This is a genomic window from Martinezella sp. CNPSo 3890 (assembly GCF_057784455.1).
Genome location: NZ_JBXSOR010000004.1, coordinates 41,892 through 54,432 on the forward strand (window position 1 = coordinate 41,892; position 12,541 = coordinate 54,432).

9 protein-coding genes are annotated in these 12,541 nt (G+C 60.0%); 5 read left to right on the forward strand and 4 right to left on the reverse strand.

Annotation, left to right across the window (positions count from 1 at the left end; translation table 11 throughout):
* Positions 1-118: 118 nt before the first annotated feature.
* A complete protein-coding gene (locus AC13RC_RS12985) occupies positions 119-1,030 on the forward strand; it encodes an acetamidase/formamidase family protein (RefSeq protein ID WP_488557359.1) in 912 nt (303 codons plus the stop codon).
* Positions 1,031-1,045: 15 nt separating this feature from the next.
* Here the strand turns inward: AC13RC_RS12985 and AC13RC_RS12990 are convergent, their stop codons facing one another.
* The 3 genes from AC13RC_RS12990 to AC13RC_RS13000 form a co-directional block, all read right to left on the reverse strand.
* Positions 1,046-2,788 carry a cation:proton antiporter domain-containing protein gene (locus tag AC13RC_RS12990; RefSeq protein WP_113389404.1) on the reverse strand — a complete coding sequence of 581 codons (1,743 nt, stop codon included), beginning with the start codon at positions 2,786-2,788 and terminating at the stop codon, positions 1,046-1,048.
* A 172-nt stretch (positions 2,789-2,960) separates the two neighbouring features.
* Positions 2,961-4,007 (reverse strand): NAD(P)-dependent alcohol dehydrogenase, encoded by a 1,047-nt coding sequence (locus tag AC13RC_RS12995; protein ID WP_113389403.1) that lies wholly within the window; start codon positions 4,005-4,007, stop codon positions 2,961-2,963.
* Positions 4,008-4,428: 421 nt separating this feature from the next.
* Positions 4,429-5,892: a DHA2 family efflux MFS transporter permease subunit gene (locus AC13RC_RS13000; protein WP_488557360.1), complete on the reverse strand. Its 1,464-nt coding sequence runs from the start codon at positions 5,890-5,892 to the stop codon at positions 4,429-4,431.
* 410 nt (positions 5,893-6,302) lie between these two features.
* On the opposite strand from AC13RC_RS13000, the gene AC13RC_RS13005 reads away from it, so the two are divergent.
* Positions 6,303-7,097 (forward strand): FadR/GntR family transcriptional regulator, encoded by a 795-nt coding sequence (locus tag AC13RC_RS13005; RefSeq protein ID WP_113333149.1) that lies wholly within the window; start codon positions 6,303-6,305, stop codon positions 7,095-7,097.
* A gap of 35 nt (positions 7,098-7,132) precedes the next feature.
* Here the strand turns inward: AC13RC_RS13005 and AC13RC_RS13010 are convergent, their stop codons facing one another.
* On the reverse strand, positions 7,133-8,632 hold the full coding sequence (locus tag AC13RC_RS13010; RefSeq protein ID WP_488557361.1) for an MDR family MFS transporter: 1,500 nt from the start codon (positions 8,630-8,632) through the stop codon (positions 7,133-7,135).
* 380 nt (positions 8,633-9,012) lie between these two features.
* Here AC13RC_RS13010 and AC13RC_RS13015 point away from each other — a divergent pair, with 380 nt between their 5' ends.
* From AC13RC_RS13015 to AC13RC_RS13025, 3 genes are all read left to right on the forward strand, one after another.
* Positions 9,013-10,143 (forward strand): ROK family protein, encoded by a 1,131-nt coding sequence (locus AC13RC_RS13015; protein ID WP_488557362.1) that lies wholly within the window; start codon positions 9,013-9,015, stop codon positions 10,141-10,143.
* A 10-nt stretch (positions 10,144-10,153) separates the two neighbouring features.
* On the forward strand, positions 10,154-11,596 hold the full coding sequence (locus AC13RC_RS13020) for a M81 family metallopeptidase (protein ID WP_183809048.1): 1,443 nt from the start codon (positions 10,154-10,156) through the stop codon (positions 11,594-11,596).
* A 191-nt stretch (positions 11,597-11,787) separates the two neighbouring features.
* Entirely contained in the window at positions 11,788-12,525 is a 738-nt protein-coding gene (locus AC13RC_RS13025; protein WP_488557363.1) for a FadR/GntR family transcriptional regulator, read from the forward strand.
* The last annotated feature ends 16 nt before the right edge of the window (positions 12,526-12,541 follow it).

Here is a 12,541-nt window from a genome sequence, read left to right on the forward strand (position 1 = left end):
TTAACCGCATACCAAACGAAGTGGCCTTTCTGCATAAAAGTGGTCGCTGCGCTCTTTCCCAGAGGTTCGGAGTCGTCATAGGCTGACGCGACCGGATTCCACGTGAGGCTTAAGCAAAATGGCAATACACCGTTTCGCCCCTACCCTTTATTACAATGTCATCGGCTCTCTGCCGCCGGCCTTGCATGTTGCCGATGGCGATACGGTTGTTACCGAAACGCTCGATGCCGCCGGCTACGACAAGCATGATGTCCGCCAGATATCCGGCCCCAATCCGATGAACGGGCCGATCTTCGTCGAGGGTGCTGAGCCGGGAGATTCTCTCAAGGTTGAGATCGTCGCAATGGTGCCGACGCGCGATACGGGTTTCACCGGCAGCGTGGTCGCCGCCAACGTCGTCGATCCGCAGGATGTCCGGGCACTACCGGCACGCGAGAGGGTTATCTGGCAGATCGACCGCCAGAATCTCACGGCGCGATTGGCCGAACCGGTGACGGGTCTCGAAACCCTTACCCTGCCGCTGGCTCCGATGATCGGCTGCTTCGGAGTTGCGCCGTCTCTCGGTCAGGCCATATCGACCGCCACCAGCGGCGAATTCGGCGGCAACATGGATTATCGCCTGCTGGGGCCTGGCACGACCGTCTGGTTTCCGGTCTCTGCGCCTGGCGCTCTCTTTTTCCTGGGCGATTGCCATGCAGTGCAAGGAGACGGCGAGATCGTCGGCACTGGGATCGAGACCACTTTCGAGGTGACGGTGCGCCTCAGCGTCGAAAAGAAAAAGACGATCATCTGGCCGCGCGGCGAGACGGCGGAGGATATTTTCACCATCGGCAATGCCCGGCCGCTCGATCAAGCCCTGCAGCATGCCACCAGCGAGATGCTGCGCTGGCTCGGCTCCGATTACGGTCTCGACAAGACCGCAGCCAGCCACCTGCTCGGTCAGGTCGTGCGCTATGATGTCGGCAATGTCTTCGACCCTGCCTACACGATGGCCTGCCGCGTTTCGAAAAGCTGGCTGAAACGCCGATAAAATATCAGCCTGATATCAGCTGGCATCCTGGGAAAGATCGCGCCGCTGGCGTGACACATTGCTCTCCTGCCGCTCCCGCGCCATGCGGCTGACGGCGGCACGCAGCTGCGGATGGCGCGACATGAATAGATTGAAGTCTCGGCGATCCAGCACGAAGAGCTGACAGAAATCGACGGCAACGACATCGGCCGTACGGCGTGCCCCCGTCAGGAGCGCCATTTCACCGAAGAAGGCGCCGGCGCCGAGCCGGATCTCGTCATTCTCCAGCTGCACCTCGACCGCACCGGAAGCGATGAAGAACATGCTGTCACCGCGATCGCCGGTTCTGATCACCCGGTCGCCGGGCGACGCCGATCTCGGGCGGAAGAGCAGCAGAAGTTCCTCATGCTCGTTATCATCAAGTTCGGCAAACATCGGGAAAGTTTCGATGAGCTGCTCGATCTCGAGATGATGCTGGCGATCCCGCTCCTCGCGCTGCTTGTTGATAACGGCCAGCTGGCGGCGAAGAGCCTCCTGCTTGGCCATGCCATATTTGTTCGCCAGGAACGGCCAGCGCGCAAAGGCCCAGTTTTCCAGCTTTTCCGTGGCGTAGAAAGCCAGTGGATTAAGGGTGATCGACAGGATTGCACCGGCGAGAATGAGATCCTGCCCTTCCCGCGTCAGCAATCCAAGCGAGACGCCGAGCCCCGCGAGAATGAAGGAGAATTCACCGATCTGCGCAAGGCCGGCTGCAACCGCAAAGCCGATGCTGGCGGGATAGCGCAGCAGTAGCACGACACAGAAGGCGATCAATGCCTTGCCGAGCATGATCAGGGCAAGCACGCCGATAATCATCAGCGGTTCGCGGATCAGGACGGTCGGATCGAAAAGCATCCCGACGGACACGAAGAAGAGAACCGAAAAGGCATTCTGCAATGGCAGGGAGTCGGCCGCCGCCCTATGGCTGAGATGCGATTCACTCATCACAAGGCCGGCAAAGAAGGCGCCGAGCGCAAAGGACACACCGAAGATTTCGGCCGCGCCGAAGGCGATGCCGAGCGCGATCGCCAGAACCGACAGCGTGAACAGTTCACGCGAACCCGTGCGCGCAACCGAAGTCAGGAGCCATGGCACCACACGCGGGCCAATGAAGATCGCGACAGCCGCGAAGGCTGCGACCTTGAGCAGCGTCATGGCGATTGTCAGCCAGATCGAACCGGAAGCGGCATGGCCGCCGGCATCCGCATGACCGCCCAGAACACCGGCAAAGGCCGGCAAGAGCACGAGCGCAAGCACCATGGCCAGATCTTCGACGATCAGCCAGCCGACGGCGACGCGGCCATTCGTCGAACTCACGAGATTGCGCTCTTCCAGCGCTTTCAGGAGCACGACCGTACTGGCAACGGCAAGGCTAAGGCCGAAGACAACCCCGGCGCCGACGCTCCAGCCCCATAGTGAGGTCAACCCCACCCCGAGCAACGTCGCGATTGCAATCTGACCGATGGCGCCGGGAATGGCGACGCCGCGCACCGCCAACAAATCCGCAGCAGAAAAATGCAGACCGACGCCGAACATCAGCAGGATGACGCCGATCTCGGCCAACTGCGATGCCAGCGAAACATCGGCGACAAAACCCGGCGTGGACGAGCCTATGATGACGCCGGCCACCAGATAGCCGACCAGCGGCGGCAAATGCAGCCTGTCGGCCAGATAGCCGAAAATGGCCGCGAATACAAAGCCGGCGGCAATCAATGCGATCAATGCAACGTCGTGCGGCACGGCGATCCTTCCCGTTTCACGGCGTCAAAGCCTGTTTCCCTCTGTGAAAGGCTACCTAGCATCGCTTTTGCCAGGCCGTCTACGGGAGATATGAAACCTAAGGGAAAACATCGCCTTGCCGGTGCGTGAAGCCAGAAGAAGACTTGAGGCAAGGCGATGGGACAGCGAGCGACTATTGGTCGAGGACGATCTGCAATTTGACGTCGGTCGGACGGGCTTCGACGGCGCGATCGAAAGCCTTGATCGAGTCCTCGAAGTCGAATGTCTCGGAGATCAAGGGCTTGAGATCGACGCGGCCGGAAGCAATCAGCGCGATGGAGCGCTCGTACTGATGCGCATAGCGGAAGACCGTTTCGATGCGGATCTCCTTGGTCGACGCCGTGGAAACATCGAAGCCGACCGGATTGACCGGCAGGCCGACGGCCACGATGACGCCGCCGGGACGCGGCAGCGCCATGACCGTCTCCCAGGCCTTCGGCGAGCCCGAGCATTCGAAGACGACATCCGCACCCCAGCCATCGGTCAGGCGATCGACTTCCTCGACGAGGTTCTTCTCGCGAATATTGACCGGAATGACGCCTTGATACTGCGCGGCGATATCGAGTTTCGGCTGGGCGAGATCGGCAACGATCGCCCGGGCGCAGCCACCGGCAAGCGCTGCAACCGCAACCATGATGCCGATCGGGCCGGCACCAAGCACGACAGCGGTGTCACCGGGCGTGATGCGCGCCTTGGTGGCCGCCTGCATACCGACGGCGAAAGGCTCGACCATCGCCCCTTCCGCAAAGCTGACATTATCAGGCAGCTTGAAGGTGTAGTTGGCCGGATGCACGACGAATGGCGTCAGCACGCCATGAATCGGTGGCGTCGCCCAGAAGGTGACCGCAGGATCGACATTGTACATGCCGAGACGGCTCGCTTTGGAATTGGCATCGGGAATGCCGGGCTCCATGCAGACCCGGTCACCGACCTTCAGATGCGTCACACCTGCGCCGACTTCCACTACCGTTCCGGCCGCTTCGTGCCCGAGCACCATTGGTTCGTTGACGATAAAGGGGCCGATTTTTCCGTGCGTGTAATAGTGCACATCCGACCCGCAGACACCGACCGTATGGATCTTGATCTTCACCTGGCCCGGCCCGACCTCCTGGGGCAGATCGATATCGCGGATCGCCAGTTCATGCTGACGCTCCAAAACCAGGGCACGCATCTTGCTCATTGCCTTTTCCTCTTTTCCAAAGCAGCCGGCGTCCCGCTGACACAGGGACGAAATCCTTTTCCGTTATATCGTGTGAGCCGGCATCATAAAACGATCTTTAGGCTCTTGCAGATGAAGTTCGACGGCTCTCTTCAGCCATCGAAGTATGTTTCGCCCTCAAAATATTAGATAACGCTTATTATTTAGCTCGCTATTGCCGATATTGACTGGCGTTCCATTTCTTGTCTTTCTAATCACTAATGAGAAGGAGGGGCTCATTATGACAGTATATGATTGGACCGGTCAGCGCGCCCGCCGGAGGCGGATGATGCGCGCGGCAAGCGTCGCAATAATTCTGATCATCCTGATGGCGATTCCAGCGATATTGCTGCATTATAATCTCATCCAACTCTCGTACTAACCGCTTCGGAAAAAGACGTCACTACGCCGCTTTCGACACACCCTTCCTTGGCTTGCGCGAGACGTTTTCGCCTGCCTTGCGGTCAAGCGGCAAACAATCCAGCACGGCCAGAAGCGCGATGATGCCGAGCAGCACGAAGGCGAGACGGAACTCGATGGCGACGATGCTCCCCATTCCGAGCGGTGCGCTGATCGCCTGACCGATGCGAATGCCGATCGCGCCAACGGCGATGCCCATGCCCATCGTCAGCTGAAAGACGGTGCTGAACAGCGTGTTGGCACCCGTCATCTGCCCCGGTGGGATATCTGCAAAAGCGATCGTGTTGAGTGCGGTAAAATGCATCGACCGGCACATGCCGCCAATGAACAGTACCGGCACGATGAACCAGAGTGGCGTATCGGGCGAAAACAGCGCACAGGCAGCGATGAAGACGGCATTCAGAAGACCATTGACGATCAGCACCGGCTTGAAGCCGAAGCGGCGCAGAATGGGCGTCGTTGCCGGTTTCATCGCCAGATTGCCGGCAAAGACGGCGAGCGTCAGCATGCCGGCGTGAAAGGCGCTGAGCCCGAAGCCGACCTGGAACATCAGCGGCAGCAGGAAGGGCACCGCGCCGATGGCGGTGCGGAATAGCGATCCGCCTGAGATGGTGATGGCGAACGTCGGCAGCTTCAGCCCCGAGAGATCGATGAGCGGATGCTCCGTGCGCAGAAAATGAAAAACGGCGATGGCCAGCAGGACAAAGCCGACGATCACATAGATCCAGGCTTCCAGCCAGACGGGATTGGGGCGTCCGATCAGTTCCAGCCCATACATGAGGCCGGCAAGTCCGATGCCGCTGACGACGAAGCCGATCCAGTCGAAAGGCGGGCGCGCCGTGCTTTTCGTCTCCGGAATGAGCATGAGCGCGAAGATGAAGGCCAGAATGCCGAGCGGCAGGTTAAGGAAGAAGATCCAGCGCCAGCTAGCATGGTCGGTGATGAAACCGCCGAGCGGCGGCCCGAGGATCGGCGCCACCAGCGCCGGCCAGGTGATCGTCGCAATGGCCGAGATCAGCTTGTCCTTCGGCGTATTGTTCAAGACGACAAGCCGGCCCACCGGCACCATCATCGCCCCGCCGATGCCTTGCAGAATGCGCATGGCAACGAAGGAGCCGACCCCATTGGCAAAGCCGCAGAGAACGGAGGCGAGCGTGAAAATAACGACGGCGGTTGTGAAGACCAGACGCGCACCGAAGCGATCGCTGATCCAGCCGCTGATCGGAATGAAGACGCCGAGGGTCAGAAGATAGGCACTCATACCGATATTGAGGTCGACCGGGCGAGCACCGAAGGAAACGGCCATCTGCGGCAATGCGGTCGCGATGACCGTACCGTCGAGATTTTCCATGAAGAAGGCACCGGCCACGAGCAATGCAATCAACAGCGAGCGCGAGCCCGCTTCCTGCGCATCCTCCCTTTGCCCAGGCGTGGACATGTCATTCATGGATCAGCAACTCCGAATCCGCCTCGCATCCCGCCTGCATTTAACCGGTTCGGTAACGTTTACGATAGTCGAAATCGTCCCATCAATCGATTAAGCGATCACGTTTCGCTTAGCGGATGGTGCGCAATTTGATCACCGCTGCCGATCCCAATAGAGGCCCGGGGCGAAACGCATTAGCATGTTCAAATTGGTGAACAGATCGATCAACCCGGTGCCAGTAGGCATGCATACGCAAGACATGCTAGGGTTTTCACTGGAAAATGCCGCGGGAAGAACAATGGGATCGATACAACATCAATATGGAACAGCCCCAAACTGGCCGAGATACCAGCAAGAAGCCTCGCAAATCGACGTAGGCTGATGATTGTTCTCGCGAACGGCGCATCAATAAGGAACGAGAGTCCCGCATAATGAAACATGGCCAGGACGCAATAACCTCCAGGGCTACCCCGGAGTCGAAACTGATCGTAACACAGTCGCCCTTCGATGCCTTTGTGCGAAAATACGGCACGATCCCCCGGCGCGGCGTCTTCGGCTATTTCGTCCACGAGCTCGGCCGCCGTATCGTCGGCGGAGACTATCCAGTCGGCGCAACACTGCCAAACGAGCCCGATTTGGTCGAACAATTCGGCATCAGCCGCACGGTCATCCGCGAAGCGATGAAGTGCCTGGCCGGCAAGGGACTGGTCGAGATCAAGACCCGCGTCGGCACGCGCGTCAAGGAACGCTCCAACTGGCATCATCTCGATACGGATGTCATGGTCTGGTACTATGAGACCGGCCCGTCGGTCGAAATCATGCGATCGATCAAGGACCTGCGATTGGCACTCGAGCCGGAGGCGACGGCGCGCGCAGCACTGCGCCGCACCGAGAGCGATATTGCCGCGATCAGCTCCGCCTACGAGGAGATGGCGTCCACCATCGGCGACGTCAACAGCAATGCCGATGCCGATCTGCGCTTTCATACGGCGATCTTCGCCGCCACACACAACATGATCTATTCGCAGCTGATCGATCTGATCGCCGTCGGGATCTACGCCAATCGCACGCTTTCCGGCCATGAGGACATCGCCGAAGGGCAAAAGCGCGCCCTGCCCCTCCACAAGGCGATCCTCGACGCCATCGTCGCACAGGATACGGACGCCGCAATCAAGGCATCGCGAAACCTACTGGAAGCCTGGCTCGCGCGCGACTACGGCTTCTGACAGATCAAGCCCTGCCCGACCGCCCGGACCTCGCGCTAATGAGTCATGGCTTCCTGTGCATCCGCCTTGGGTACTGACGACCCACGGCCGGCGTCTCGGGTGACCGGGATCAGCCAGATGGTCACGCAGGTCGTCAGAGCGACGATGACGACCCCCCAGAAGCTCCAGTGCAGGGCCGCATCGAAGACGCTTCTGATCGCGGGATCGGTGACAAGATCGGAAAGGCCGCTGGGCTGATTGAGGATATCGTGCAGCCTGGTTGCGAGCTCGCCGCTGCCATAATGAGCGATGCCGACATTCATGATCGCGCCGAGCGCGGTTGCGCCAAGCGTATTGCCGAGGCTGCGCGAGAAGATGATCGAGGCAGTGGCGCTGCCGCGCATCGACCACTCCACGCTTTCCTGCACCAGCACGACGCTCGTCAGGCTGATGAGACCCATGCCGAAGCCCATCAGGAACGAGCCGATACCGGCGATGACCGGGCTGCTCTCCGGCGTTAGGAACAGCAGGAAAAGCGAGCCGAAGGGAAACATGAGACTGCCGGCGCGCAAGGTGTTGCGGATGCCGAAGGTGCGGAAGAACCGGCTCGCCAGCATCACGGCCAGCGGCCAGCCGACAATCAGCATCGTCAGCGTAAAGCCTGCCTCTAGCGGCGAACGACCAAGGACACCCTGAACATAGATCGGCAGAACGGTCGTCAGGCCGATCAACGCCATACCGGCAAGCAGCGTCGCAGCATTGCTGGTTGCAATCAGCCGCTGGCTCCAGAGAGCGATCGAAATGATCGGCTCCGGCGCTCGCCGCTCCTGCCACAGGAACAGGATGCCGGTAACGATAAAGACGATCGCCAGGGGACAGAGAACGGCGAAGCCCGCATCGGTTTCGGTCAGGATGACGAGAAGCGACACGATCGATATCGAAAACAGGATCGTGCCGAGATAATCGATCTTCGCCTCGCGCGGCGTAACCGACTCGTGCAGGAAGAGGATGAACCCGGCGATGGCGAGCACGCCAAGCGGCAGGTTGATCCAGAAAATCCAGGCCCAGGAGAGATTGTCGACGATGATGCCGCCGGCAAGCGGGCCGATGACGGCGGAGATCGCCCAGACGCTGGCGAGCGCGCCCTGCACCTTGGCGCGCTCCTCCAGCTTATAGAGATCGCCGACGACGGTCATGGTCACAGGCTGAATGGCACCCGCGCCGAGGCCCTGCAGCAGCCTGAAGACGATAAGGGACGCCATCGACCAGGCGAAACCGGCGAGCGTTGAGCCTATGAGAAAGATGATGATGCCACCGATCAGCATCGGCTTGCGGCCGAAAATATCGGAAAGCTTGCCATAGATGACGGTGGTGGTGGATTGCGCCAGCAGAAAGGCGGAAAAGACCCAGCTGTAATAGGTGAAGCCGCCGAGCTGGCCCACGATGCGCGGCATGGCGGTCGCGACGATGGTCGCTTCAATGGCGACCATGAAGGTCGCAAGCATGATCGAGACGATGACCAACGGGCGTCTCGAGCGACCGACCGTGCTGGACATGGCATTCCTTTCTGACTGCTGCACCCGGGATCGAAACATGCACATGCCGCCATAACGGCCATGGTCGAGCGCTAAGCTTATGGGATCAAAGTCTAGGGACGAGACGATTGCGGGCGAGCGCCGGCTGAATCGTTATGGTAAGCTTTGCATATTGATACGGGTCGATGTCAACCATTTAAACGCGAACATGTTTTGCGAGATCGCCCCAAGACGGCGCCTGGACAGCCGCCTTCACAAAGCAGGTCGAGCAATCGGTGCGTTCTTCCGATACATTGCAGCGCGGCATCATTAGGGCTGCAATGAAACCAAATATGATTGCTTTGTTTATTTTCTGAACTTATTCTCGGCAAAACAAGCAAAAATCCAGGCGGAACGTCGAATTGCTAACGTCCTCCCAGCAGCAGCTCTTACGGGTCATCAGCCAATCAGGCCCTTCCAGCCGCACAGTTCTGGCAGCCTCCATGGGGCTGAGCAAGGCTGCGATGAGCGGGATTGCGCGCGATCTGATTTCCCTCGGCGTCTTGCGGGAAACGGAAACGATCTACGGACAGGGCCGCCCCTCGATCCTGCTGGACCTGCATCCGGAAGGCGCCTTCTTCGGCGGCATCTCGCTTCTCGAAGACCCGGCGCCGCTGGTTCTCTGCGATTTCAACGGCAATATCGTCGCGCGTCAGACGATGCCACTGTCGCGCGATCCTGATGTCATCGCCGCGATGATCGCCGACACGCTGCCGAAATTGCTTTCCGAATGTAAAGATGCCGGACGAAAGCTTTCAGGCCTTGGTATCGCGCTCTCCGGTTTCGTCGATGAAAAGCAGGCGAGCTGCGTCAAATCCACGTTACTCGGCTGGCAGGATGTACCGCTTGCGGGTATCGTCAGGCAGAAAACCGGTATCGCCACCTTTATCGAAAACGACGCCAAGGCGGTCGCCGTCAGCGAAAAGCTGTTCGGCGGCGCCCGTGATGTGCAGAATTTCAGCGTCGTTTCCTTCGACGACGGCATCGGGTGCGCCCATTTCGTCGGCGGCAAACTCTACCGCGGCAATCATGGCGGCGCCGGCGAAATCGCTCATTGCACGATCGAGCTCAATGGTTCGCCCTGCCGCTGCGGCAAGCGCGGCTGTCTCGATACCGTGGCGTCGCTGAAGGCGATCAAGGAAATGGCAAAGGCGGAAGGTCTTGCCTGCCAATCCCTCGACGACTTGGAGACGGAGGCATCACTCGGCAATGCCACCGCAATCCGCATCTTGCACCGCGCCGGCAGCGCACTTGGGCTTGCGATTGCGCATCTCATCCAGTTCAACGATCCCGGCCTGATCCTGATTACCCATGTCGAAGGCCGGTTTGATCGTCTCTTCGGCACCGTCATGCGGCAGGCGGTCGAGGCGAACGTATTGCCGCGCTATGCCGGCCAGACGCCGATCCGCACGCAGCGTGTCGATGGCGATGTCTGGGCGCGGGGCGCTGCCAGCATTGCCGCCCATAATTTCCTGATTGGCCCCAATCCCTAACGAGGTTCTCATGCGCATTGCCGTTGGAGGCATTCATATCGAATGCAGCACCTACAACCCGGTCCTGAACGAAGAGAAAGATTTTCGCATCCTGTGCGGCGCGGCGCTGACTGCCTCGCCCTACTTCGCCTTCCTTAGAGATTATGACGGCGAATTCCTGCCGACCATCCACGCCAGAGCCATCGCCGGCGGCCCGGTCGCTCGCCATACATATGAAGCCTTCAAGGCGGAGTTTCTGGAAGGGCTGAAGGCCCTGCTGCCGCTGGATGGACTCTATCTCGCCATGCATGGCGCCATGTATGTCGAAGGCATGGAAGACGCCGAGGGTGACTGGATCAGCGCCGCTCGCGCCGTCGTGGGCGAGGATTGCATGGTCTCGGCAAGCTACGACCTGCACGGCAATGTCACCCAGCGCATCATCGATGCGCTCGACATGTACTCCACCTATCGCACCGCGCCGCATATTGATGTCGAGGAGACCATGCGCCGTGCCGTCAAGATGCTGACGGAGAGCCTGAAGACCGGCGTGAAGCCGATCCTGCTCTGGGCGCCGATCCCCGTAGTGCTGCCGGGCGAACGTACCAGTACGGTCGATGAGCCGGCCAAGAGCCTCTACGACATGTTGCCCGGCATCGACGCCATCGAGGGCGTCTGGGATGCCTCGCTCATGGTCGGCTATGTCTGGGCCGACGAGCCGCGCGCAACGGCTGCTGCCATCATGACCGGCACGGATCGCAGCATACTCGAACGCGAGGCGAAACGACTGGCGCAGGCCTATTGGGACGTTCGCAAGGATTTCGTTTTCGGCTCGGAGACCGGCTCGATCGAGGAATGCGTCGCGAAGGCAATCGCCAGCCCGACCGCGCCCGTGGTTCTGGCGGAATCCGGCGATAACCCGACGGGCGGCGGTGTCGGCGACCGCGCCGATGTACTGGCTGAATTAATTGCCAAGGGTGCAGAAGGCGTCATCTTCGCCGGCATCGCCGACAAGGCTGCCACGGAAGCATGCTATGCCGCTGGCATCGGCGCCACCCTCGATCTCTCCGTAGGCGCATCGCTCGACACTAAAGGCAGCAAGCCGGTCAAGGGTAACTTTACGATCAAGTACCTGCTGGACACTATGGAAGCCAGCGACAGACAGGCCGTCGTCTCCATCGGCGGCATCGATCTCGTCCTGTCGGCCAAGCGCCGCCCCTACCATAATATCGCCGATTTCACCCGCCTCGGCCTTGATCCGCACAAAGCGAAGATCATCGTCGTCAAATCCGGCTACCTCTCGCCGGAACTGGCGCCGATCGCCAATCCGAACCTGATGGCTCTCTCCCCCGGTGTCGTCGACCAGTTCGTCGAACGCCTGCCGCGCCTGCGCAAGGCCAAGCCGACCTATCCCTTCGACAAGGATTTCGACTTCACGCCTGAGATAGCCATTTCGGCACGCGCCGTCGGTCGCTGAAGCTCAAGTCCCAGAACCGCGAGGGCGGACATCGTTGATCCGTCATCTCAAGAAGGCGACTCGTTTTGCGGGTCGCCTTTCTGCATTGCGCACAAACATTGTGCATTGCCGAAATTGCACAAAAAAGCGCTTGACGAGACGATCGAGTTCAACTTCTATTGGACCAATTCCAAATTGGTTCACCTTTCAATATGGCAATCAACAGCCTTCCGGAAAATTCGGTTCATGCCCTGGAAAGGCTCCGCGGGCTCTTGAATTCGGCCGATCTCCCGACGGATGGAAAGCTGCCGACGGAGCGGGCTCTATCGGAGAACCTCGGCGTCAGCCGGCGAGCGATCAGGCGAGCGCTCGAGGTGCTGGAAGCCGAAGGCCGCGTCTGGCGGCGCCAAGGCTCGGGAACCTATGTCGGACAGCGACCGGACGATTGGAGCCAGCATGTCAGCACGCTTGTGGCGGGCACGGATCTCATGGAAGTCATGGAAGTTCGCCTGCGTATCGAGCCGCAACTCGCCCAGCTTGCCGCCATGCGCGCCAAGCCCGACGACATCGACCGCATGTACGAACTGGCAAAGAAGATCACCGCCAGCGACGATGCCGACAGCCGCGAACTCTGGGATGGCGCATTGCATCGGCTGATCGCGCAAAGCGCCGGCAACCGGTTCTTTTTGACCATCTTCGACGTCATCAACCATGTCCGCCAGGACGAAGCTTGGCAAACCATTCGCGAATTGGCCCGCAGCATCAACAAGACCCGCCCGGTCTCCTACGCCCAGCATAGGACGATTATCGACGCGATTGCCGCGCGCAATCCGATGAAGGCGGCAGAAGCTATGCGCGAACACCTTCTAATGCTGCAGGAAAGCCTGATCCGCATCACCTCGCTGGATGCGCGGCAAGCTGAGGAGCCACTGACCGAGGAGGTGGGCTGACCCAAAAGCCTACCTG